This window comes from Pasteurella testudinis DSM 23072 (genome assembly GCF_900176075.1).
GTDB classification, from domain to species: Bacteria; Pseudomonadota; Gammaproteobacteria; order Enterobacterales; family Pasteurellaceae; genus Chelonobacter; species Chelonobacter testudinis.
The window spans coordinates 199,687-221,762 of the sequence record NZ_FWWV01000001.1 but is presented as its reverse complement, the minus strand read 5'-3'; the positions used below and the strand labels follow the sequence as shown (position 1 = coordinate 221,762).

Below are 22,076 nucleotides of genomic sequence, written 5' to 3'. Positions count from 1 at the left end.
ATAATCTTCTTGACTCCCCTGAGTATCAATTTTGTGATACGATACATCACAGATAAACGGCGTATGATTAAAAGTTTTAAACATAAAGGGCTAAAGCAATTATTTGAAAAAGGATATAGCAACGGCGTCAATCCTGCGCATATCGCTAAACTACTGCGTATGCTCGATGTTATTGATAAAGCCGGTAACATTAGCGATTTCCGTTTTTTTTATAAATCGCACGAGTTAAAAGGCAATCGGGCTGGCATTTGGTCGATGACCGTTTCGGGAAACTGGCGTATCACTTTCGAATTTAAGCAGGGCAATGCTTATATTTTAGATTATGAAGATTATCATTAAGGGCAAAACGATGAATATCAGAAAACCAACCCACCCCGGGGCGATTTTGCGTGAAGATGTGTTGCCTGAATTGCAAATGAGCATAACGGATTTTGCGGCACATTTAGGATTTGCGCGTGAAACTATTTCGCGTATTCTGCACGAAAAAGCCCCTGTATCGGCAAATTTGGCTTACCGTCTAGAATTAGCCGGAGTCAGCAACGCAGATCTATGGCTGAAATTACAAGCGGCTTATGATATTTGGCAGCTGAAAACCAGCCCCCTGCCTTTACAGATTAAGCCGCTCAACTTAGCCGCACCATTGACGGTTTAACGCTTACTTCTCCATTTCCAATTTCAACTGCTGTTGGACGCTTTGATAAAAATCCGGCAGCAACTGCGCCATCATTTTCAATTGTTGGCGCAAAACCCGATCCTGCTGTAATTGCGTTTGGCTGCCGAACTGCTCATCGGTTTTGATTTCCAAACGTTTCGCAATTTTACGCATTTTTTGCGCCAACTGCGCTTCCGACAATTGTTCCAGTTGTTGCAGCACCCCAATCAATTCTCTGGAGGCGGGATAAAGTGCGGTCAAAAAATATTTATCATCGCCATGTTCGCCCATAGTGTGGCGGAAAGCGCCCAAGGCGGAAATATAACCGAGTAACCGGTAATTTTGCTTCAATAATTGAAAGCCGTTCGGCAGAAAAGTGCGGTATTTCTCCGCTTCGCTGTTCATATTGCCGATCACGGTGTTCAATTCCGCCGCACTTTCATGCGCTGCCAGCCGCACCACCCGATAATTGACGTGATTTTTTTCACCGAACTGTAGCTGTGCCATGATATACAACAGATAACGCGCATTATTTTTAATGCTGCGGCGGATAATTGCGCCGATTTTCATATATTTCCAATCCGGCCATAAATAAGACACCGCCAGCCAAGCCAGCGTTGCACCGATTAAAGTATCGAGCACCCGTGGCAACATCGCGGCGTGCAAATCAAAACCGCTGATGTCAAAACTGACTAACACCTGAATGGTGATAAATAAAGTGGAAAAACGGTAATTATTATTTTTAAAGAAGAAAAATAACGTACTGGTGGCGACTAAGATCCCAAGTTTAGCTTCCAGCGTGGCGGCAAAATACGGCAACAGCGAACCGATAATCACCCCAAACAAAGTACCGATCACGCGGTCACGCAAGCGTTTTTTAGTGGCGGAATAATTCGGCTGGCAAACAAAAATCGCCGTCAGCAACACCCAATAGCCACGTTCCAACGCCAAACTGTCAGCAATAATACAACACGCCAACACCACCAGCGATAAACGCACCGCATGACGAAACAGCGGGGATTCAAACGTTAAGTGGCTTTTGACTGCGGCACTGATTTCGCGCAACCCGCGAATGCGGTCAGTGGTGATAATCCGGCTGAAAGAGTCCTGAATGTCGTTGCTCTCTTTGCCTAAAAACAGCAGCTGCCACAGGATATTTTTCAAATTGGCGATCACGGTGCGCAGATTTTCCACTTGCGAGCTGTTCGGCGAATGGCTGACAAAATATTGGAACGAGGCATCAATGCCGCTTGCCGCCCGTTGCAGACGATCTTTGGGCTGATACGATTCGCGGTTTAAAATCGCATTGGCAATATCGCGGCAATCGTCCGCTTGCAGCTCCAACAGGCGCTGAATACGGAAAATCAAATCGCTGTTCTGCAATTTTTTAACCAGTTTGCGATAATCGAAATGCGAAGAACTGGCGCGCTCGTGGATATCCTGTGCGGCGTAATAGTAGCGAATCAGGCGGCTGGTTTTCCCATGGCGGTGCTGTTTCCCCAAACGATAAAACAGGGATTGGCGGCAAAGATTAAACGCATTGATCACCCGACTGTTCAGATATGACAGCTCAAGTTGCAGCTGTTCCACGCTTTCCGCTTCGTCGGGATCAAAAAATTTGGATTTACCGTCCAGATAATCCGCCAGCGCCAGATAGGCATTCGCCAGATTTTCATCGACTTTGTAGCGTGGAAAAAACAGGTAGGTCAACACCGAAGAAACACTGTATAACAGCGTACCGCACACAATCATAACCGGATTGATATACCATTGGGTTTGCGGCAGGTAGGTCAGCGAGGTGTAAAGCGCGACAATCAGCGTGCCGAAGGCGATCGTGCTGTAACGCTGCCCCAATGCGCCCATCATGGTGAACACAAAGGTGAACAGGGTCATCATTAAGGCAAAATACAACGGATTGTCGAGCGAAATTTGTGCGCCGAAAGCAGAGGTGGTGAAGGCGGCGACGGTAATTACAATATTTTTGATTTTTCCGCTGAGGCTGTGATCCAGATCGACCAGTCCGGCGGCAATAATGCCCAGCACGAAAGGCATGGCAATGGCAGAAATGTTCAGTCCCCAAACTAATATTGCCGCCAGATTGACAGCAATAAAAACCGGAATAATCGCAATGACGTTGCTGTTCAACCAACTTGTTTTTTTCACATCATGTTCTCAATATTTCGTCATTATTCACGCCGACTCTCGAACTGCTGCCGCACTTGCGCTAATTTCGCCGCCTGCGCAACTTCGCTCGATACCACCCGTTGTCCGACCGGAAACAGTGCAATGCCCGCCAGTTTGAAATGGGCAATGCCGCTGGGAATGCCGATAACTGTCAGACACTGTGCGATGCCGACACAAATATGCAATAAACAAAGCCACCAACCGCAACAGACAAACCAAACGACGTTCAAAACGCTGCCGATTCCGTTGCCGACCGCACTTGTCGGCTGTAAATACTTTACATGCACGATTTCGTTGCCGAAAGGCACTAGCGACATTTTGGTGATTTCCCAACAGCTTCGGGTGTACGGCAGAGTGACGATCAACACCGCACTTAACACAGTGGCGACAAACCAACCGATCACCGTGCCGAAACCGAAGAAAACAAAATTGAAAAGATTTAGTGCTAAATTCATGCTATCAAGCCGTATCCCTGTTATGCCGCCGCTTATTTCAGGCGTTCCGCCAGATAACCGGCGTAATCCGGAATCTCAATCTTGACCGTATTGTTAAAACAAGGCGAGCTGATCAAAAAATCGGCGCTTGCCGGATTCATCGCCACCGGAATATTCCACACGGTAGAAATCCGCATTAACGCTTTCACGTCGGGATCATGCGGCACGGCGTTCATCGGATCCCAGAAAAACACCAGCAGGTCGATTTTCGCCTCGGCAATCATCGCACCCAATTGTTGATCGCCGCCCATCGGCCCGCTCAACAGCGCATTGACTTCCAAACCGCTCTTTTGTTGAATCATATTGCCGGTGGTGCCGGTGCCGTAAAGTTTATGCTGTGCAAGCAAAGTGCGGTTTTTGATACACCAATCGACTAAGGTCTGCTTGCAGTGATCATGAGCGACCAACGCTACGTTTTTACTGTCGGGAAGCAAGCGGGTTGTGGTTTGCATAATTTTTCCTTCACAAGGTAACGGAGTAATAAAACGGAACAAAAAGTAAAAAAGCGAGCCAAGCTCACTTTTTTATCTTTATTGATCGCGGTTACTGTTTTTTCGCCCAGTTTAAAAAACGTTGCTGGGTTTCTTTATCCGCTTGCTGGAACCAATATTGCAGCTGTTGTTCCGCTACGTTTTCGCCTTGCACGGTCACTTTGCCTTTTTGTGCTTTGCCCACATTCGTCATGCCCATCGCAACCGGCATGCTGGCGGTAGCAAATCCCGGAACGGCGGCTTTGCCATTGCCGCTGTTGTAGGCAGACAAATTCTCGACCAAATTCACACCGGGAAATAATCCTTCCTGAGACAAATACTCTTGTTGGTTAGCAAGCGCCTGCCCGTTGCTGCTGACCTTAATTTGTGGCTGTTTGTTGAACTTCTCCGCCCCGTTTTCATCACCGATATTATCGGCGCTAATCACGATGTTTCCACTGCCGGCATTAAATTTCACCACGATCGGGGAAGATTCAAATAACCGACGATCAGAGCCGGAACGGATAATTTCGCTCACCTGCACTACAACTTGATGGGTTTCGTTATCGGAAACGGTCACATTTTTGGTTTGTTTCAACAATCCGCCGCCGGCTTTTTGTCCGTCAACCGCTAACAGCGTGATGTTAGATGAGGTACTAATTTCTGCCGCCACCGCACTTAAACCGGTGAATACCGCGACAACACCAATAACTAAACGAGTTAATTTCATTTTACTTCCTCAATAATCAGAAAAATCAGCCGCACCGCAGCAAACGCCGGATGCGATGCTTCACAAAAACCAAATTGTGTTGCCTATCCTAAGCCAAAACATTATAAAATAAAATAGTCATTTGCTATTTTTATCCAAATTAGGGAGGTCAAGATGCCTATTCGACAGCAATTTAACGTTTACGGCAGGGTGCAAGGGGTCGGATTTCGCTATTTTACCTGGCGCAAAGCCTGCGAATTGGGTTTAACAGGCACGGTGCGCAATCTGTCTGACGGCAGTGTGATCGTCATCGCCGAAGGCGACGCATCACAAATTACCGCACTTCGCCAGTGGTTACATCACGGTCCGCGCTCCGCCCGTGTCGATGAGTTGCTGGAGCAACCCTATCAAGGACAAACCCCATTCAGCGGGTTTGAGATTACTTAGCTCGCTGCACCCGTCTTAATCCGCTGATTGCGCCAAGCGCTCAACGCCAATGCGGCAATGAAGCAGCATGATTGCATCAACACGATTGTCGGGCCGGTGGCGGAATCGAGATGATAACTGAGAATCGTGCCGAACAGCGTGGAAAAAACCGACACGCCGATCGCGATCCATAACATGGTCTGGAAGCGTTTGCTTAAACAAAAGGCGGTGATGCCCGGCGCAATCAACAATGCCACTACCAAGATGACCCCGACCACCTGCATGGCGCTGATAATGGTCAACGCCAACAGAATCAACAACAGATAATGCAGGGTTTTCACCGAAATTCCGGCAACCCGTGCCTGAATCGGATCAAAACAATACAGTAAAAAATCTTTGCGTTTGACAAACACGACGCCAAAGGTGATCAACGACACCCACAACGTCACCTGAAATGCTTCTTTGCTGACCCCCAACAAATTACCGAACAAAATATGGGTCAAATGCTGATCGGTTTCCAATTTGACAAACAGAATCAAACCGAAAGCAAACATGCCCGAAAATACGATGCCCATGACGGTGTCTTCTTTCAAGCGGCTGTTTTCTTTCAAATAGCCGGTGAACAGCGCACAAAAAATGCCGGAGACAAACGCGCCGACGGTCAACGGCAAGCCCAACATAAACGCCAACACAATGCCGGGCAACACCGCATGGGAAATCGCATCGCCCATCAATGACCAGCCTTTCAGCACCAGATAACAGGAGAGCAAGGCGCAAACCACCGCCACCAAAAGTGCGGTATACAACGCCTGCTGCATAAAAGCGAAGGAAAAGGGCTCGTAAAACCAGTTGAACAGCGCATTCATCATAACCGCCCCCTTGTATCAGCGCTGTCAACCGCACTTTTGGTTTCTGGCAGTTTCTTTTTTTTCGGAAGATAGCTTTGCGCAGAATGACTTTGCAACGCATAGCGCCGATATTTTTGGCTCAACACGCCGTATTTCGGTGAAAAGAAAAATGCCGCCAAGAACAGTAGAGTTTGCAAAAACACAATCACACCGCCGGTCGCGCCGTCGAGGAAATAGCTTAAATAGGCGCCGACCGCACTTGTACCCACGCCCAACGCAACGGCAATCGTCAGCAAACGTCCGAAGCGATCGGTTAATAAATACGCCGTCGCGCCCGGCGTGATCACCATCGCAATCACCAAAATCGCGCCGACGGTTTGCAATGCCGCCACCACACAAGCGCTCAATAAGGTAAAAAACAGCACTTTCAGCCGCAGCGGCGAAATGCCGACCGAAACCGCGTGGCTTTCGTCGAAAAAAACCAGTAGTAAATCTTTCCAAAAAATCAGTAAAAACACCACGCAAACCGCAATGATAATGCCGACTTGCAGCATATCACTATCGTCAATACCCAATACATTGCCCAAGATAATCGATTGCACATCGACCGAGGTCGGATTAAGCGAGATAATAAACAGCCCAAGCGCAAAAAAAGTGGTGAAAATAAAACCGATAATCGCATCTTCACGCAGTTTGGTGATCGATTTGACCCATAAAATCGCCAGCGCCGCCAATAAACCGGAGAGAAAAGCACCGATTGCATAAGGCAATGCCAACGCATAAGCAATCGCCACGCCGGGCACGACCGCATGCGACAGCGCATCGCCGATCAGCGACCAGCCTTTTAACATCAGATAAGCGGATAAAAACGCGCATACCCCGCCGACCAATGCGCTGATGACAATCGCTTTGGTCATGTATTCATAGCCGAAAGGCTGCAATAGAAGTTCCCACATCGCTACGGTTCCGCTTTATTGGCATTGCCCGCATGAGCGGCGTGTGTCGCCAAACTGGTCGGCGGAATCTCCGTGCCTTTTTCGCCGTAAAACACCACCGGCCGCTCGTCATCGGTCAGCACGGTTAACGTGCGGTTATCCTCGTCATCGTGCAGTTCTTGCCCGTCTAAAGTCAGATAGCGCAACACGCCGCCGAACACCAGTTTCAAATTATTTTGCGTGAAAGTCGTTTCAGTGTTGCCGGCGGCGATTACGGTACGGTTAATCATCACCACTTGATCGCAAAAGTGCGGTACGCTGCCCAGATTATGGGTGGAAACCAGAATTAAATGCCCTTCGCTGCGCAACTGTCCCAACAATTCGACAATGGCGTTCTCGGTTTTCACGTCTACGCCGGTGAACGGTTCGTCCAATAAAATAATTTTGCTCTCTTGTGCCAAAGCACGCGCCAGAAACACCCGTTTTTTCTGTCCGCCCGACAGTTCGCCGATTTGACGATCGCGCAGATGGACGATATCCACCCGCTGCATCGCCTGTTCGACTTTTTGTTTGTCCGACTGCGACGGAATACGCAAAAAATTCATGTAACCGTAACGTCCGGTCATCACCACGTCATACACCGAAATCGGAAATTGCCAATCGACTTCTTCCGCCTGCGGCACATAGGACACCAAATTCTGTTTTAATGCTTGTTTAACCGGCAAGCCGTGCAATTTTATCGAGCCTTGCAGCGGTTTCACCAATCCCATTAAACTTTTGAACAAGGTTGATTTACCGCTGCCGTTAACACCGACCAGAGCGCAAGTGGTTCCTCCGTTAAGAGAAAACGAAACATCATGAAGTGCGGTGTGCCCGTTATTGTAGCGCACGCTGACATCATGAACTTCCAACAGCGGATCACCGCCGCCTGCGCCCTTGCCGTTTATCATCATTCAAATCCTTTCACTATGGTTGAAACCGTCACTTGCAACAAATCCAAATAGGTCGGCACTGCGCCGTCCGCTTGCGACAAGGAGTCGACATACAACACACCGCCGTATTTAGCCCCGGTTTCTTTGGCGACTTGCTTACTCGGACGATCGGAAACCGTACTTTCGCTGAACACCACCGGAATCTTATTGGCTTTCACCTGATCGATAACAGACCGCACTTGCTGCGGTGAGCCTTGCTGTTCGGCATTGATCGGCCATAAATAGAGTTCTTTAAAGCCGTAATCTTTCGCCAGATAGCTGAATGCGCCTTCGGAAGTCACCAGCCAGCGTTTTTCCGCCGGAATGGCGGCAATTTTTTCACGCAGCGGGCTGTCGATCGCTTTGATTTTTTCGCTGTAAGCGGCCGCATTGCGGTTGTAGCTGTCGGCGTTTTTCGGATCATGTTTCACCAACGCCTGACGGATATTTTCCACATAAATCAGCGCATTACTCGGTGACATCCATGCGTGCGGATTCGGCGCGCCTTGATAAGCCCCTTCCGAAATCGGCAGCGGCTCGATTCCTTCGGTCACCACCGCCACCGGTTTATTCGGCATATTTTCAAAGAAGCGCTCGAACCAGCGTTCCAAATTCAAACCGTTCCATAAAATCAGATCCGCTTGCTGTGCTTTGATCACATCTTTCGGGGTGACTTGATAGTCGTGAATCTCTGCGCCGGGTTTAGTGACCGACTCAACGACCGCCGCCTCTCCGGCAACATTTTGCGCAATATCCTGAATCACGGTAAACGTGGTCAAAACCTTAAACGGTTTATCCTGCGTCTGGGCTTGCACTGCAAACGCCAATCCGCCCAACAGTAATACCGACAGGGCTCTTTTCAAGATGAATTTCATTTTGCTTCTCCTTTTTGTTATTAGAGTAATTCTAGGCAACCTATTTTGCCTGAGCAAAACTATAGCAAGTCAGGATATGATAATCATTATCATTTATATTAATTTACACCTGTTTTATAGGGTTATCCAACATTACAAGCACTTGGCCGGTTTCGGCAGCCCCGCCAGTTTAGTCGCCTGTTTCGCCGGCCCGTCGGGAAACAAGCGTTGCAAATAACGGCTGTTGCCTTTGTCCGCCCCCAACTTATCCGCCATCGCTTTTACCAACATACGAATTGCCGGAGAGGTTTGATATTCCTGATAAAAATCGCGCACAAAATGGATCACCTCCCAATGGGCTTCACTTAACGGCAGTTGATCTTTTTCTGCCAATACCAAAGCAACCTGCTCATTCCACTGTTCGCTATGCAGCAAATAGCCGTCTTTATCCAATTCAATCTGTTCGCCGTTGACGTTCATATTTTCTCGTTTTCATTTTTGACCGATACAATTATGCCCCTAAACAGGGGCATAAGAAACAAATCAATCTAATTGTTTAGATCTTTGAAAAAATTAAAATATGCGGTTGATATTACTAAAACAGGGGCGGATTATATATTCGCCCGAACCGCACTTTGCATTTTTCCATTGCGGATTAAATGCTTATACCGCACTTCGTAAACGGGCGGATATATAATCCGCCCCTACTTTTCCTTACTAAATATCTATCAATAATCTAAATTTTTTAAATTGATAGTTAATCGCGCGATGCGCCAATCAGATTCAGCAAGCTGATAAACAAATTGTATAACGACACATAAATGCTGATGGTGGCACGGATATAGTTGGTTTCGCCGCCATGCACGATATTGCTGGTTTCGTATAAAATCGCACCGGTCGAGAATAACACAAACAACGCGCTCAAGGCTAAATGCAAGCCCTCGAAGTTAAAGAACAGGCTGGCAACCACCCCGATAACCAAGACGATAAACAGCGAGAACAACATGCCGCCTAAAAACGACATGTCTTTTTTGGTGGTCAGGACATAAGCGGAACAAGCAAAGAATACCGCTGCAGTGCCGCCAAAGGCCAGCACCACGACATCCCCCAAACCGGCACGGACATAAGCATTCAAAATCGGCCCGACGGTGTAGCCCAAAAAGCCGGTAAAGGCAAAAGTCGATAGAATTCCCAAGGCGCTGTCCGCCAGTTTATGGGTTAAAAACAGCAAGCCGTAAAAGCCTACCAACATAACAATCAATCCCGGACGCGGCAGGTTCATTACCATTGAAACATACGCCGTCAATGCGGAAAAAGCGACACTTAACGCGAGCAAGAAATAGGTATTGCGCAATACTTTATTGGTCGCCAGCACCGAGTCTTCAGTACGACGGGCATCGGTAACAATTCGTTGTTGCATCTCGTTGTTCTCCTATTAAAAATGAAAAGGTTAAACTTGGGTCTATCGCCCCAAAATTATTGTTAAAATATCAGTTAGAATGTAAGGGCTGTGTTGCAAAAAGTCAATGCTTATCGACTATTCAAACCAAATCAAGCTGGCCATTCTGCCGGTGGCGCCGTCGCGGCGGTAAGAGAAAAACCGCTCTTTTTGCGCAAACGTGCAATATTCGCCGCCGTAAAGATGGCGAATGCCTGATTTTCTCAAGCGTTGCTCCGCCAACAAATACAGATCCGCCAAATATTTTTGCGGGTCAGCCATATCGCTCCGAAACGCTTGCGCCGCCTCCGGATCGTGCCGGATAAATACCGACCGCACTTCCGCTCCGACCTGAAAAGCGTTTTTGCCGATCGCCGGCCCGAGCCATGCGTGAATGGTTTCGCGCGGCGCGCGGAATTTTGCCACCGTTGCCTCCAACACGCCGTCGCACAAACCGCGCCAACCGGCATGTGCCGCCGCCACTTCATCACCGTTTTCGCTGGCAAACAACACCGGCAGACAGTCTGCGGTCATCACCAGACAGACTTGTCCGGCTTGATCGCTATAAGCCGCGTCGGCATTGGGCAACGTTTCTTCACTCGGTAAAGCAATCACCTCGGTGCTGTGGATCTGGTTCAAAAACAACGGATATTGCGGCAACTGCGCCGCTTCCACCAACAAAGTGCGGTTGGCAGTCACTACACTGGGTTCGTCTCCCACATGCGCCCCCAGATTAAAGCTGTCATACGGCGCTTGGCTGACACCACCTGTGCGCTGGGTTGACAATGCCTTAACCTTTCCGAGCAGCGCCCAGTCAGGGCGGATAAAGTGCGGTTTCTTCAATTCCATCAATAGTCCAATTCGTCTTGGTGTAACTCATAATCGGCTTTTAGCGCGTTCACCAGCTCAACAAAATCCTGTGGTAACGGCGCGTGCCATTCCATCACTTCACCGCTGATCGGATGTTCCAAGCGCAGCATGACCGCATGCAAGGCTTGGCGCTGGAAGTTGCGCAACACCTGCAAAAAGGCTTCACTCGCCCCTTTCGGTGGACGCGGCCGCCCACCATAAGTTTGATCCCCCAATAACGGGTGGGCAATGTGCGCCATATGCACCCGAATTTGATGGGTGCGTCCGGTTTCCAAACGCAAGCGCAAACGGGTGTAGTTGCGAAAACGTTCCATAACCCGATAATGGGTCACCGCCGGTTTGCCCATTGGGTGCACCGCCATATGCGTGCGTTTGGTCGCATGGCGTGCCATCGGTTGATCCACCGTGCCGCCTTTGGTCATAATGCCGTAAGCCACCGCTTCGTATTCGCGGGTAATCCGGCGTTTTTGCAGTGCGTACACCAAACGGGTCTGCGCCGGAATGGTTTTCGCCACCACCATCAAGCCGGTGGTGTCTTTGTCCAAACGGTGTACAATGCCGGCGCGCGGCACTTCGGCAATTTGCGGGTAATGGTGTAGCAGCGCATTCAACACCGTACCGTCGGGATTGCCAGCGCCAGGGTGCACCACCAGATCTTTCGGTTTGTTAATCACCAAAATATCGTCGTCTTCATACACGATATTGAGCGGAATATCCTGCGCCGTAAACCGATCTTCTTCTTCGATTTCAACGTTGATCAAAATCTGTTCGTCACCGTACACTTTTTCGCGCGGTTTGTTTGCCACCACGCCGTTAACCTGTACCCGATCCTGTTCAATCCAAGTTTTAATCCGCGAACGGGAATAATCGGGAAAACACTCGGCCAACGCCTGATCCAGCCGTTGCCCCAGCTGATGTAATTGAATTTGTGTGCTTAATTGCAGTTGTTTTGCCATAAATAAAAATAAAATCCATTTAATTCTAATTTGCTTATTTGCCCAGTATGGTTAAAATACTGGGGTCATAACCTGATTGTTGCCATTGTAACCGAAGTTTACGGTGAAGTAACCAAACTTAGGCTGAAAACCGTTGTCATAGTCTGCGTATTTCTCAGCTTTCACTATTTAGGATTGTTATATTATGCATAAACTAAAATCGCTTGCTTTACTGTTATTAACCGCACTTAGCGTTGCTGCCTGCTCTTCCGGTAATAAAGAAGTCGAAAATGCGCCGGTAGAAGAGTTATACAGTAAAGCCAACACCTATCTTTTGGATGAAAATTATTCAGAGGCGATCCGTTATCTCGATGCGGTCGACAGCCGCTATCCATTCGGTGCTTACGCCGAACAAGCGCAATTGGGATTAATTTATGCAAACTATAAAGATTCCGAATATACGCTGGCACTCGCTAATGCCGAGCGATTCCTGCGTCTGCACAGCGACAGCCAACATCTGGATTTTGTATTATATCTGGCAGGGTTAATCAATACCGAACTGGGTGATCACTTTTTACAAAGAACATTCGGTACTGACCGTGCTTTGCGTGATCCGTTAACGTTGACCAATGCGCTGCATAATTTCGAAACCTTACAACAGCATTTCCCGAACAGCCAATATACCGCCGATGCGACGTTGCGAGCCAACTATCTGCGTAATGCGCTGGCACGCCACGAATTACGCGTTGCCCAATTCTATTTCAAGCGTAACGCCTATGTCGCCACAGTCAACCGAGTGCTAGGCTTACTGGATACCTATCCGGATAGCGAAGCTACCCACCAAGCCCTGCCACTGCTGGAAAAGTCTTATCAAGCAATGAATCTGACCGAGCCAGCCGCTAAAATCGCCGATTTAATCAAACAAGGCGAGGGCAAAACCTTTACCGAAGTGCCTGTTCCGGAAGGCGATGTCACCCTGACCGTGCCCAATGTACTCGCACCGAATGCGCAATAGCCCCTAACTATCAGACAAATCCCTTAAAATAGCGCTATTTTAAGGGATTTTTGTTAACCGCAAATAAAATTCCGGTTCTTTTTCGCTACACAAGAACGTGCTCACGTTTTCGCATTTTTTTGATCTCATCACCGATGTAGCCATTCTCATTAAAAACAAAATACGATCTAAATCAAAAAAACTTTAAATAGGTATAATAAATACTTCTTTTATCAAGTCATTCCTTTTATGATACGCCCGTTAACACGAATTAACATTTAGTTTACTTGTTATACCATTCCAAAAAATTCAGATAGCGAGGCGAACGAGCGCAGATAGTACCAAGTAGTACAGCAAGCGAGTTCAACAACGCTCAGGTATTTTTGGGATTGGGATTACTCTACTCACTCGACTCTATCAACAGACATTTAATAAAAGGAATTGAAATTATGTACTGTATTCAATGCGAACAAACCATGAAAACTCCTGTCGGTAACGGCTGTAGCTATTCTCAAGGCATGTGCGGAAAAACTTCGGAAACCTCCGACTTGCAGGATTTATTGATTGCGGTGCTACACAGCCTGTCCACTTGGGCGATCAAAGCGCGCGAACTGGCGATTATCGACAATGAAATTGATGCCTTCACCGCGCAAGCATTTTTCTCTACCTTAACCAACGTCAACTTTGATTCGAACCGTATCGTCGAATACGCCCAACAAGCGCAAACCTATCGTGACCAATTGATCCAACGCTGCCGGGCGGTGAACCCGAGCACCGACAGCGATCACCCGTTGGCGCATTTGAAATTAAACGGCAGCGATATTGCGACCTTGACGGCACAAGCGGAAGATTTTGCATTAAATAAAGATATTAACGAGATCAGTGAAGAAGTGCACGGTCTAAGAATGCTGTGCTTATACGGCTTAAAAGGCGCGGCAGCCTATATGGAACACGCACACGTCTTAGGACAATTTGACAACCAAGTCTATCTGGAATTCCACCAATATATGTCATGGCTAGGCACGCAGCCGACCGACATCGACACCTTGCTGAAAAATGCACTCGGCATCGGTACAATGAATTTTAGCGTGATGGGCTTATTGGATAAAGGTGAAACCGCCGCCTTCGGCAACCCGACCCCGTCCACGGTCAACGTCAAACCGATTGCCGGCAAATGTATCCTGATTTCCGGTCATGATTTAAAAGACTTAAAAGCCTTGTTGGAACAAACCGAAGGCACGGGCATTAACGTTTACACCCACGGTGAAATGTTGCCGGCGCACGGTTATCCTGAACTGAAAAAATACAGCCATTTAGTCGGCAACTACGGCGGTGGCTGGCAAAACCAACAACGTGAATTCGCCAAATTCCCGGGACCGGTAATCATGACTTCCAACTGTATTATCGACCCGAACGTGGGTAACTACGCGGATCGAATCTACACCCGTAGCATCGTCGGTTGGCCGGGCGTACGCCACTTGGACGATCGCGATTTCAGCGAAGTGATCGCCAAAGCGCAAGCAATGGCTGGCTTCCCTTACAGTGAAATCGAACACAACATCACCGTCGGTTTCGGTCGCCAAACCCTGTTAGACGCATCTGACGCAGTGATTAACTTGGTTGCTGAGAAAAAATTACGCCATGTGTTCTTGGTCGGCGGTTGCGACGGCAGTGTCGGCGAACGCAGCTACTACACCGAATTTGCGCGTAACGTGCCGGAAGATTGTGTGGTCTTGACCTTAGGTTGCGGTAAATACCGCTTCAATAAACTGGAGTTCGGCACATTGGAGGGCGGTTTACCACGTTTGTTGGACGTCGGTCAATGTAACGACGCCTACTCGGCGATTATGCTGGCAGTAAACTTGGCAGAAAAACTGGGCTGTGGTGTCAATGATCTGCCGCTGACCTTGGTTCTGTCTTGGTTTGAACAAAAAGCGATTGTGATCTTGCTGACCCTGTTGGCATTGGGTGTGAAAGATATTTACACCGGCCCGACCGCACCGGCATTCTTGAACGATAACTTGTTGGCGATTCTGAATGAAAAATTCGGTCTGCGCGGCTTAACTAATCCGCAACAAGATATGCAAGAAGCCTTGGCGCGCTAATTTCGTCATCATTTAATTCCAAGTGCGGTCAGCTTCGACTTGACCGCACTTTTCTGTTTCAGGATTTCACTATGTCAAACCCAAATGCTTTTTGTATCAATGAGATGATGGTGAACAACATCGTGCAGGAAACCGACGATGTTTACACCCTCGAACTGATTGCACAAGATTTTTATCCCTACGAGCCGGGGCAATACGCGCTGGTCAGCATTAAAAACACACCGGATATTGCCCGCGCCTATACCCTGTCGTCCACGCCCGGTTTAAGCCGTTATGTCACCTTAACCGTGCGCCGCATTGAAAACGGGGTCGGCTCGACGTGGCTGACCCGTGATGTCAAAGTCGGCGATACCCTGTGGTTGTCCGATCCGAAGGGCGATTTCACCTGCTCGAAAATTGTCAGCGACAATTATCTGTTGGTTGCCGGCGGCTGCGGCATCACACCGATTATGTCGATGGTGCGTTGGTTATGCGTCAATCGTCCGCAAGCCAATTTAACCGTGTTCTACAGCGTGCATTCGCCGAAAGACGTGATTTTTAAACGCGAGTGGGAACAACTGAAAGCGCAATATCCGCACTTGAATCTGTATATGAACTCGTCGCAAGGGGCAAGCGAAGGCTTCTACGCCGGACGGATTTCACAACAGATGCTGCAAGAACTCGTGCCGAATATCGCCGATTGCACCGTGTTAACCTGCGGTCCGGAAAGCTATATGCAGCACATTCGCGACATCACCGAGCAACTCGGCGTGCCGCAAGAGCGGTTCTTCCTCGAACAGTTCCACTCCTCGACCGAAGTTTGTATGACCGACAACAGCAAGCAAGTCGGTTTAACCGTATACGGCATTATCGGCGAGCAAACCGTTTCCGTACCGTTCGGCATTTCATTATTAAGCGCATTGGAAGAGAATAACATTCCGGTGATCGCCGCCTGCCGCACCGGTATTTGCGGTTCATGCAAAACCAAAGTGCTGCAAGGCGAATATGAAACCAGCACCACCGGACCGTTGACGCCAGAAGAAATCGAACAAGGTTATGTGCTGGCGTGCAGCTGCCAAATCAAGGGCAATATGCAGGTTGAACCGGTGATTTAAGCGGTTATTGATGGCATCAAGTGCGGTGTAAACCGGATTATTGACAAAGGTCATGGATAAGTCAGCGTAGGGGCGGATTGTATATCCGCCCGTTGACAAAGTGCGGTATAAGCATTTAATTTACAATGGAAAAATGCAAATTTAGTTCGGACGGATATATAATTCGCCTCTACACTTCCTCATTTAAATCAAAGAATTACACCAACAATCCAAATAAAAACAAAAAAGAAATCCCCATTTCAATCAGCCCGACTTGCTTCGGATTTAGCCGTTTACGCGGCATCACCCATAACGGGACGATGACGGCGCGCAGTAAGGCGGGCACAAAGCAAAGTGCGGTTTGCCAATCAAAATAGGCGATCAGCAACACGCACAATAAGTGAAAAATAATCGAGGCTTGCAGGTAACGCGGATCTTTGCGTTCACGCAGAATGCTTTTGACATACAGCGTGGTACCGACAAAAAACAAGCTCGGATAAAGGAAAACCCGTGCGAGTTGCTGATCAAAAGTGCGGTCGGCAAAATAATATGCCGCCATACCGGCAATACCGAAAATGGCAATCGCCGCCAAATCATTGCCCAATGCGCGCTCGTCTTTTTGCTTAACGTAATAAATCGCCAACAAACCGAACGGTAGCATTGCCAACAAAAAATACAGCAACTGCCAGTTATGCCACAAAGCAGGAACTGAAAATAAAAGTGCGGCCAGCCCGTAACCGATTGCCCAAGTGCGGTTTTGCGCCGAATTGCGCCCTTTAAACAGATTAAAAAACGGATAAGTGAACAGGTACAAACACGCCCACGCCAACAGCAAAAACGCATGCTGCCAAATAATCGTTGGTGATGACAGCATACCGTATAAAAACGGCAGCAGCGCCATCACGATTGCGCCGTGTTGGTTGGAAATCAGCAGTTTCATTTTGCGTCCACGTTGGCTTTTTTCTCTTTTAACGAGGCAAAAAATGTTGCTAAAATCGGACCGGAAACATTATGCCAAAAGCTAAAGACCGCACTTGGCACCGCCGCCAGCGGGTTAAAATGCGCATTCGCCAACGCCGCGCCCAAACCGGAATTTTGCATACCGACTTCAATCGAAACCGCTTTGCTGTCATAAGTGCTGAGCTTGAAGAATTTGGCGGTGAAGAAGCCAATCAAATAGCCCAACCCGTTGTGCAACACCACGATCCCAAAAATAATTAGACCCGATTCGACAATTTTATCTTTGCTGACCGCCACCACTGCCGACAAAATCAACACAATCGCAATCACGGACAACAGCGGCATGCTTTGGCTCAGTTGCGCCATCTGTTTTTTAAACAATGCACGCACCACTAAACCTAAGAAAATCGGGAATAGTACCATTTTCAACACCGAGACAAACATCGCACCGGCATCAATATCCAGCCACTGGCTTGCCAAAATATAAAAAACGGCAGGTGTTAATATCGGGGCGAGCAAGGTTGAAATGGTGGTGCAAGCGACCGAAAGTGCGGTATTGCCGCGCGCTAAATAGGTCATCACATTTGATGATGTGCCGCCCGGACAGGAACCGACCAGAATCACGCCAATCGCCAGATCAGTCGGTAAGGAAAAGCCTTTTGCCAGACCGAATGCAATCACCGGCATAATCACAAACTGGCTGACCACACCGATCAAAACCGATTTCGGGTGTTTAAACACTTCGCCGAAGTCATTGAAGGTCAAGGTGATCCCCATACCGAACATCACGATTCCGAGCAAATACGGAATGTAGCTGACGAAAGGCGAAAAATAAGCGGGAAATTGGAAGGCTAAAAAAGCAAACAGCAAAACCCAAACGGCAAAGGTTTTGCTGACGAAATGGTTAAGTTTAAGCAACGCTTGCATAATAAAAAAGTCCATAAAATAAATCGGAAGGTGCAACATAGCAAAACTTCCGATTTATCGCAATTCTCCTTTATAGGCAAATTGCAACTACTTGCCGATACAAAACGAGCTGAAAATATTGCTTAACAAGTCATCGGAGGTGAATTGTCCGGTGATTTCACTCAGAGCATCTTGCACCATGCGCAACTCTTCCGCCAGCAGTTCGCCGGCGTGGAATTGAGTGAGTTGAATATGACCGCGTTGTAAGTGTTCGCCAGCCGTATCCAATGCGTCCAAATGGCGGCGGCGAGCCAGAAAACCGCCTTCGGTCACGCTTTGGTAGCCCATCGACTGTTTCAGGTGCTCACGCAATAAATCAATACCGCACTTGGTTTTGGCTGACAAGCGGATAATGGTGTAACCGTCGTGCTGCTCAATCCCTTCCGCTTCACCGCTCAAATCCGCTTTATTGCGGATCACCGTGATCGGCATGGATGTCGGCAAGCGCTCGATAAATTCCACCCAGATTTTATGCGGATTCAGCTCCTGCGTGGTGGTGCTGTCGATCATCAGCAGCACATGATCCGCCTGTTCGATCTCCGTCCAAGCGCGATCAATCCCGATCCGTTCCACTTCATCGGTCGCTTCACGCAAACCGGCGGTGTCGATAATGTGCAGTGGCATGCCATCGATATGGATATGTTCACGCAACACATCACGGGTTGTGCCGGCAATATCGGTCACAATCGCCGCCTCGCGTCCGGCAAGGGCATTCAGCAAACTGGATTTGCCGGCATTCGGGCGACCGGCGATCACCACTTTCATACCTTCGCGCAACAACGAGCCTTGCTTCGCTTCCGCTTGTACGCCGCTTAATTGTTGAATGATCTCATTCAACCGCTTTTCGATAATCCCGTCCGCCAGAAAATCAATCTCTTCATCGGGAAAATCAATGGAGGCCTCAACATAAGTACGCAGATAAATCACCGCATCAACCAATTGATTGATTTTATTGGAAAACTCTCCTTGCAGCGATTTCAACGCCGAACGTGCCGCCTGTTCCGAGCTGGCATCGATCAAATCGGCAATCGCTTCCGCCTGCGCCAAATCCAGTTTATCGTTTAAAAACGCCTGTTCGGAAAACTCGCCCGGGCGTGCGATACGAATGCCGTCCAGCTGCAAAATGCGTTTCAGCAAGAGATCCAAAACCACTTGTCCGCCGTGCCCTTGCAGTTCCAGCACATCTTCGCCGGTAAATGAATTCGGCGCTTTAAAATACAACGCAATACCCTGATCCAACACCGTACCGTCACTGTCTTTAAACGGCAGATAGTCCGCCACCCTCGGCTTCGGGCATTTGCCCAACACCGCTTCGGCAACCGCAACAGCACTTGGACCCGATACGCGTAAAATCCCGATTCCACCGCGACCGGGTGCCGTGGCTTGCGCAACAATGGTTTCTTTGGTCATCATCATTCCTCTGTTTAACCGCACTTTTATCTACAGCAGTATAGCAAAAGGCATCCTGTTAGGATGCCTTAATTTAACCTTATTCGAATGTTAATTCGTGATTACTTCTTACCGCGCGAATGCAGCCCTTTTTTCTCCAAACCACGATAGATTAACTGTTGTTGGATAATCGTGATTACGTTGGACACCAACCAGTACAATACCAGACCCGCCGGGAACCACAGGAAGAACACGGTAAAGATCACCGGCATAAACATCATGATTTTTTGCTGGGTCGGATCGGCAACCGGTGTCGGCGACATTTTTTGCAGCAAGAACATCGAGCCGCCCATTAACAACGGCAGAATGTAGTACGGATCTTGTGCCGATAAGTCTTGGATCCAACCGAAGAACGGCGCGTGGCGCAGTTCGACCGCTTCCATAAAGGTCCAGTATAAGGCGATGAAAATCGGCATTTGCAGCAGGATTGGCAAACAACCGCCCAACGGGTTCACTTTTTCCTCTTTATACATTTTCATCATCTCTTGGCTCATGCGTTGTCTGTCGTCACCGAAACGTTCGCGTAGCTCTTGCATACGCGGTTGTAGCATCCGCATTTTTGCCATCGAGGTGTATTGGGCTTTGGTCAGCGGATACAGAATCGCTTTCACCACGATGGTCACGCCGATAATCGCCAAGCCCCAGTTAGACACGATGCTTTGGATAAATTGCAACAATTTAAACAGCGGTTTGGCGATAAACCATGCCCAACCGTAATCGACGGTCAAATCCAGATTCGGCGCGGCGGCTTCCATTTGGTTTTGCAATTTCGGACCGGTCCACAATTTACTGCTGATGGTTTGGCTGGCACCGTCGGCAATCACTTCGGTCGGTGCACGGAAACCGATAAAGGCAAAATCTTTATTGGTGCTGGTGTACAGCTGGTTATCGCTATGTTGATCCGGAATCCACGCCGTCACAAAATAGTGCTGTAATAACGCAACCCAGCCCTGTTTGGTCGCAATCGCCAAATTAGCTTTCTGCATATCTTCAAAACTGTATTTTTTGTAGTTGGTTTCGGAAGAAGAATACGCACCGCCGGTGTAGGTCGGCATGGCCAAATTAGTAGAGTGATCAACTAATGTGTGTTTGATTTGCGCATAAGGCTGCAGTTCAATCGCCTGTCCGCTTTGGTTGGTAATTTGATAATCCACCTCAACCGCATAGCTGCCGCGAGTCAAGGTAAAGGTCTTGATCACCTGCACGCCGTCTTTTTCCAAGGTCAACGGGATCCGAATCTGATCCTGACCGTCCGCCAGTTTGAAGTTGTCACCGCTGATTTGATATTGCGCACGCCCTGCCGGAGTGTCGATACCGTTTTTACCGATTAAACCGCTTTGTGCGATATAAACCAGATTATTGTCGTTTTGCATTAACGAAAACGGCGTATTTGAATTCAGTTCCGCATCATATTTTAATAAATCGGAATCAACCACATCACCGCCCAACGTGTCGATTTTCAGGCTTAACACATCACTTTCAACGGTAATCACCCGCCCCGTTGTTTGTGTGTCGACAGCGGCAGTGCCGGAAGTCGAAGCCGATGGCGTATCACTGCCGTTATTCACTGTTGTGGTTTCTGCCGCGACCGGTTTCGGCAAAACATAGTCGATTTGCCATTGCTGGTACACCAAAAACGAAATAAACAGTAAAGCGATAACTAATAAACTGCGTTTTGAATTCATTATTTTTCTCTGTATTGGTTAGATGTCGAATGTTTGTGGCTTTTCTCGCCGCCGTCTTTTCCACCACAATGTGGCGGCGGCACGGGATCGTCACCACCCGCACTTAAAGGGTGACATTTTAATACACGTTTCACCGTAAGCCAACCACCTTTTACTGCGCCGTGCGTTTGAATGGCTTCCAGCCCATATTGTGAACAGGTCGGATTAAAACGGCAGCGGGGGCCCAACAGCGGGCTAATGGTAAGACGATAGGTTTTAATCAAAAAAATCAGGATTTTTGCGCCAAACGACGATGACGGTTGCATAGTTTATCCAAAATTTCACTCAAAGTGCGGTTATCCAATGCGCCGATTCCTTTTCTTGCCACAATCACAAAATCCATCGCAGGCAATTCATGTTGGTGTAAGCGGAAATATTCACGACACAGGCGCTTGATACGATTGCGTTCATGGGCGCGTTTCAAATATTTTTTGGCAACGGTTAACCCTAAACGGGGAAAATTCAGTTGGTTGGCTCTTGCCAGAATTGTGATTTCAGGGCGGCTTGCCCGAACAGGCTGCTGGAAAACGAATTTGAATTGTTCGGGAGTCAACAGACGCAACTCCCGAGGAAACTTGTGCTTAATCACACTAAGTGCGGTCGGTTAGGCAACGTCAATTAGGCTGACAGGCGCTTACGACCTTTCGCACGACGACGTGCCAAAACCTGACGGCCGTTTTTGGTCGCCATACGGGCGCGGAAACCGTGAGTACGGCTACGCTTTAATACTGATGGTTGAAATGTACGTTTCATAACTAATCTCTACTTATTATTTAACTAAAGGTTTCTCAAGGATAATTCAGGCATCGTTATCTTCCGCAAGCAAGCGCTCCGCAAAAAAGCCTTTACCACGATTACCCAAAAATAAGGAACGGAATTTTAATCACAAATCGTCCGCAAGTCAATTCCGATTCACAAAAACGCTTAATTATTTTGCCGACACGCCATTTGAAACCGCACTTTAGCGCCATTGAGAAAAATAGTCCGAGCGAAAGCGGCGTGTGAAAACGGCTTAAACA

Annotated in this window: 25 protein-coding genes; 6 read left to right on the top strand and 19 right to left on the bottom strand. The window is 48.2% G+C overall.

Features of this window, described 5'->3' with window-relative positions:
* Positions 1 to 63: 63 nt before the first annotated feature.
* Both B8880_RS00955 and B8880_RS00950 read left to right on the top strand, forming a co-directional pair.
* Positions 64 to 339, top strand: coding sequence for a type II toxin-antitoxin system RelE/ParE family toxin (locus tag B8880_RS00955; RefSeq protein WP_084255411.1), 276 nt, complete (start codon positions 64 to 66; stop codon positions 337 to 339).
* Positions 340 to 349: 10 nt separating this feature from the next.
* A complete protein-coding gene (locus tag B8880_RS00950; protein ID WP_084255662.1) occupies positions 350 to 652 on the top strand; it encodes a HigA family addiction module antitoxin in 303 nt (100 codons plus the stop codon).
* Between the two features lie 3 nt (positions 653 to 655).
* On the opposite strand, the gene yccS is transcribed toward B8880_RS00950, so the two are convergent.
* The 4 genes from yccS to B8880_RS00930 all read right to left on the bottom strand — a co-directional run bounded on the left by yccS (position 656) and on the right by B8880_RS00930 (position 4,530).
* Positions 656 to 2,815 (bottom strand): YccS family putative transporter, encoded by a 2,160-nt coding sequence (yccS, locus tag B8880_RS00945; protein WP_084255409.1) that lies wholly within the window; start codon positions 2,813 to 2,815, stop codon positions 656 to 658.
* A 23-nt stretch (positions 2,816 to 2,838) separates the two neighbouring features.
* Positions 2,839 to 3,291, bottom strand: a complete 453-nt coding sequence (locus B8880_RS00940) for a YccF domain-containing protein (RefSeq protein ID WP_084255407.1) — start codon at positions 3,289 to 3,291, stop codon at positions 2,839 to 2,841.
* A 32-nt stretch (positions 3,292 to 3,323) separates the two neighbouring features.
* Positions 3,324 to 3,782 carry a methylglyoxal synthase gene (locus B8880_RS00935; protein ID WP_084255405.1) on the bottom strand — a complete coding sequence of 153 codons (459 nt, stop codon included), beginning with the start codon at positions 3,780 to 3,782 and terminating at the stop codon, positions 3,324 to 3,326.
* A 91-nt stretch (positions 3,783 to 3,873) separates the two neighbouring features.
* Positions 3,874 to 4,530, bottom strand: a complete 657-nt coding sequence (locus B8880_RS00930; RefSeq protein WP_084255403.1) for a curli polymerization inhibitor CsgI-related protein — start codon at positions 4,528 to 4,530, stop codon at positions 3,874 to 3,876.
* A gap of 153 nt (positions 4,531 to 4,683) precedes the next feature.
* On the opposite strand from B8880_RS00930, the gene B8880_RS00925 reads away from it, so the two are divergent.
* Positions 4,684 to 4,956 carry an acylphosphatase gene (locus B8880_RS00925; RefSeq protein WP_084255401.1) on the top strand — a complete coding sequence of 91 codons (273 nt, stop codon included), beginning with the start codon at positions 4,684 to 4,686 and terminating at the stop codon, positions 4,954 to 4,956.
* Here B8880_RS00925 and B8880_RS00920 read toward each other — a convergent pair.
* From B8880_RS00920 to rluD, 8 genes are all read right to left on the bottom strand, one after another.
* Positions 4,953 to 5,801 (bottom strand): metal ABC transporter permease, encoded by an 849-nt coding sequence (locus B8880_RS00920; protein WP_084255660.1) that lies wholly within the window; start codon positions 5,799 to 5,801, stop codon positions 4,953 to 4,955. The genes B8880_RS00925 and B8880_RS00920 overlap by 4 nt on opposite strands.
* Complete coding sequence (locus B8880_RS00915) at positions 5,801 to 6,739, bottom strand: metal ABC transporter permease (protein ID WP_084255399.1); 939 nt, start codon at positions 6,737 to 6,739, stop codon at positions 5,801 to 5,803. The genes B8880_RS00920 and B8880_RS00915 overlap by 1 nt, the downstream gene beginning before the upstream one ends.
* Positions 6,740 to 6,741: 2 nt before the next feature.
* Positions 6,742 to 7,668, bottom strand: coding sequence for an ATP-binding cassette domain-containing protein (locus B8880_RS00910; protein ID WP_084255658.1), 927 nt, complete (start codon positions 7,666 to 7,668; stop codon positions 6,742 to 6,744).
* The gene (locus B8880_RS00905; protein ID WP_084255397.1) at positions 7,668 to 8,564 is read right to left on the bottom strand and encodes a metal ABC transporter substrate-binding protein; all 897 of its coding nucleotides are present in this window, start codon (positions 8,562 to 8,564) and stop codon (positions 7,668 to 7,670) included. Before B8880_RS00905 ends, B8880_RS00910 begins: the two co-directional genes overlap by 1 nt.
* Before the next feature lie 132 nt (positions 8,565 to 8,696).
* Positions 8,697 to 9,023 carry a TusE/DsrC/DsvC family sulfur relay protein gene (locus B8880_RS00900; protein WP_084255395.1) on the bottom strand — a complete coding sequence of 109 codons (327 nt, stop codon included), beginning with the start codon at positions 9,021 to 9,023 and terminating at the stop codon, positions 8,697 to 8,699.
* A 277-nt stretch (positions 9,024 to 9,300) separates the two neighbouring features.
* The gene (locus B8880_RS00895; protein ID WP_084255393.1) at positions 9,301 to 9,963 is read right to left on the bottom strand and encodes a Bax inhibitor-1 family protein; all 663 of its coding nucleotides are present in this window, start codon (positions 9,961 to 9,963) and stop codon (positions 9,301 to 9,303) included.
* Between the two features lie 117 nt (positions 9,964 to 10,080).
* Positions 10,081 to 10,830 (bottom strand): peptidoglycan editing factor PgeF, encoded by a 750-nt coding sequence (gene pgeF / locus B8880_RS00890; RefSeq protein ID WP_084255391.1) that lies wholly within the window; start codon positions 10,828 to 10,830, stop codon positions 10,081 to 10,083.
* Complete coding sequence (gene rluD, locus B8880_RS00885; RefSeq protein WP_084255389.1) at positions 10,830 to 11,807, bottom strand: 23S rRNA pseudouridine(1911/1915/1917) synthase RluD; 978 nt, start codon at positions 11,805 to 11,807, stop codon at positions 10,830 to 10,832. The genes pgeF and rluD overlap by 1 nt, the downstream gene beginning before the upstream one ends.
* 184 nt (positions 11,808 to 11,991) lie before the next feature.
* Between rluD and B8880_RS00880 the strand changes: the two genes are divergently transcribed.
* From B8880_RS00880 to hcr, 3 genes are all read left to right on the top strand, one after another.
* A complete protein-coding gene (locus B8880_RS00880) occupies positions 11,992 to 12,801 on the top strand; it encodes an outer membrane protein assembly factor BamD (protein ID WP_084255387.1) in 810 nt (269 codons plus the stop codon).
* 428 nt (positions 12,802 to 13,229) lie between these two features.
* On the top strand, positions 13,230 to 14,885 hold the full coding sequence (gene hcp / locus B8880_RS00875; RefSeq protein ID WP_084255385.1) for a hydroxylamine reductase: 1,656 nt from the start codon (positions 13,230 to 13,232) through the stop codon (positions 14,883 to 14,885).
* 71 nt (positions 14,886 to 14,956) lie between these two features.
* The gene (hcr, locus tag B8880_RS00870) at positions 14,957 to 15,979 is read left to right on the top strand and encodes an NADH oxidoreductase (protein ID WP_084255383.1); all 1,023 of its coding nucleotides are present in this window, start codon (positions 14,957 to 14,959) and stop codon (positions 15,977 to 15,979) included.
* A gap of 196 nt (positions 15,980 to 16,175) precedes the next feature.
* Here the strand turns inward: hcr and B8880_RS00865 are convergent, their stop codons facing one another.
* From B8880_RS00865 to rpmH, 7 genes are all read right to left on the bottom strand, one after another.
* The gene (locus B8880_RS00865) at positions 16,176 to 16,898 is read right to left on the bottom strand and encodes a YwiC-like family protein (protein ID WP_084255381.1); all 723 of its coding nucleotides are present in this window, start codon (positions 16,896 to 16,898) and stop codon (positions 16,176 to 16,178) included.
* Complete coding sequence (locus B8880_RS00860; protein WP_084255656.1) at positions 16,895 to 17,845, bottom strand: bile acid:sodium symporter family protein; 951 nt, start codon at positions 17,843 to 17,845, stop codon at positions 16,895 to 16,897. Before B8880_RS00860 ends, B8880_RS00865 begins: the two co-directional genes overlap by 4 nt.
* Positions 17,846 to 17,932: 87 nt before the next feature.
* Positions 17,933 to 19,297, bottom strand: coding sequence for a tRNA uridine-5-carboxymethylaminomethyl(34) synthesis GTPase MnmE (mnmE, locus tag B8880_RS00855; protein ID WP_084255380.1), 1,365 nt, complete (start codon positions 19,295 to 19,297; stop codon positions 17,933 to 17,935).
* A 98-nt stretch (positions 19,298 to 19,395) separates the two neighbouring features.
* On the bottom strand, positions 19,396 to 21,018 hold the full coding sequence (gene yidC / locus B8880_RS00850) for a membrane protein insertase YidC (protein WP_084255378.1): 1,623 nt from the start codon (positions 21,016 to 21,018) through the stop codon (positions 19,396 to 19,398).
* Positions 21,018 to 21,323, bottom strand: a complete 306-nt coding sequence (yidD, locus tag B8880_RS00845) for a membrane protein insertion efficiency factor YidD (protein ID WP_084255376.1) — start codon at positions 21,321 to 21,323, stop codon at positions 21,018 to 21,020. Before yidD ends, yidC begins: the two co-directional genes overlap by 1 nt.
* The gene (rnpA, locus tag B8880_RS00840) at positions 21,287 to 21,646 is read right to left on the bottom strand and encodes a ribonuclease P protein component (protein ID WP_084255374.1); all 360 of its coding nucleotides are present in this window, start codon (positions 21,644 to 21,646) and stop codon (positions 21,287 to 21,289) included. The genes yidD and rnpA overlap by 37 nt, the downstream gene beginning before the upstream one ends.
* A gap of 29 nt (positions 21,647 to 21,675) precedes the next feature.
* Positions 21,676 to 21,810: a 50S ribosomal protein L34 gene (gene rpmH / locus B8880_RS00835; protein WP_084255372.1), complete on the bottom strand. Its 135-nt coding sequence runs from the start codon at positions 21,808 to 21,810 to the stop codon at positions 21,676 to 21,678.
* Positions 21,811 to 22,076: the final 266 nt, after the last annotated feature.

Excerpts from the sequence above, each read along its gene's own strand:
- hcp (WP_084255385.1), top strand. The coding sequence starts at position 13,230 with ATGTACTGTATTCAATGCGAACAAACCATGAAAACTCCTGTCGGTAAC.
- B8880_RS00935 (WP_084255405.1), bottom strand. The coding sequence starts at position 3,782 with ATGCAAACCACAACCCGCTTGCTTCCCGACAGTAAAAACGTAGCGTTG.
- B8880_RS00930 (WP_084255403.1), bottom strand. The coding sequence starts at position 4,530 with ATGAAATTAACTCGTTTAGTTATTGGTGTTGTCGCGGTATTCACCGGT.
- B8880_RS00910 (WP_084255658.1), bottom strand. The coding sequence starts at position 7,668 with ATGATAAACGGCAAGGGCGCAGGCGGCGGTGATCCGCTGTTGGAAGTT.
- B8880_RS00905 (WP_084255397.1), bottom strand. The coding sequence starts at position 8,564 with ATGAAATTCATCTTGAAAAGAGCCCTGTCGGTATTACTGTTGGGCGGA.
- B8880_RS00915 (WP_084255399.1), bottom strand. The coding sequence starts at position 6,739 with ATGTGGGAACTTCTATTGCAGCCTTTCGGCTATGAATACATGACCAAA.
- yidC (WP_084255378.1), bottom strand. The coding sequence starts at position 21,018 with ATGAATTCAAAACGCAGTTTATTAGTTATCGCTTTACTGTTTATTTCG.
- rluD (WP_084255389.1), bottom strand. The coding sequence starts at position 11,807 with ATGGCAAAACAACTGCAATTAAGCACACAAATTCAATTACATCAGCTG.
- B8880_RS00940 (WP_084255407.1), bottom strand. The coding sequence starts at position 3,291 with ATGAATTTAGCACTAAATCTTTTCAATTTTGTTTTCTTCGGTTTCGGC.
- hcr (WP_084255383.1), top strand. The coding sequence starts at position 14,957 with ATGTCAAACCCAAATGCTTTTTGTATCAATGAGATGATGGTGAACAAC.
- B8880_RS00950 (WP_084255662.1), top strand. The coding sequence starts at position 350 with ATGAATATCAGAAAACCAACCCACCCCGGGGCGATTTTGCGTGAAGAT.
- B8880_RS00880 (WP_084255387.1), top strand. The coding sequence starts at position 11,992 with ATGCATAAACTAAAATCGCTTGCTTTACTGTTATTAACCGCACTTAGC.
- B8880_RS00920 (WP_084255660.1), bottom strand. The coding sequence starts at position 5,801 with ATGAATGCGCTGTTCAACTGGTTTTACGAGCCCTTTTCCTTCGCTTTT.
- B8880_RS00865 (WP_084255381.1), bottom strand. The coding sequence starts at position 16,898 with ATGAAACTGCTGATTTCCAACCAACACGGCGCAATCGTGATGGCGCTG.
- rpmH (WP_084255372.1), bottom strand. The coding sequence starts at position 21,810 with ATGAAACGTACATTTCAACCATCAGTATTAAAGCGTAGCCGTACTCAC.
- B8880_RS00925 (WP_084255401.1), top strand. The coding sequence starts at position 4,684 with ATGCCTATTCGACAGCAATTTAACGTTTACGGCAGGGTGCAAGGGGTC.
- B8880_RS00955 (WP_084255411.1), top strand. The coding sequence starts at position 64 with ATGATTAAAAGTTTTAAACATAAAGGGCTAAAGCAATTATTTGAAAAA.
- pgeF (WP_084255391.1), bottom strand. The coding sequence starts at position 10,830 with ATGGAATTGAAGAAACCGCACTTTATCCGCCCTGACTGGGCGCTGCTC.
- yidD (WP_084255376.1), bottom strand. The coding sequence starts at position 21,323 with ATGCAACCGTCATCGTCGTTTGGCGCAAAAATCCTGATTTTTTTGATT.
- B8880_RS00860 (WP_084255656.1), bottom strand. The coding sequence starts at position 17,845 with ATGCAAGCGTTGCTTAAACTTAACCATTTCGTCAGCAAAACCTTTGCC.
- B8880_RS00895 (WP_084255393.1), bottom strand. The coding sequence starts at position 9,963 with ATGCAACAACGAATTGTTACCGATGCCCGTCGTACTGAAGACTCGGTG.
- mnmE (WP_084255380.1), bottom strand. The coding sequence starts at position 19,297 with ATGATGACCAAAGAAACCATTGTTGCGCAAGCCACGGCACCCGGTCGC.
- B8880_RS00900 (WP_084255395.1), bottom strand. The coding sequence starts at position 9,023 with ATGAACGTCAACGGCGAACAGATTGAATTGGATAAAGACGGCTATTTG.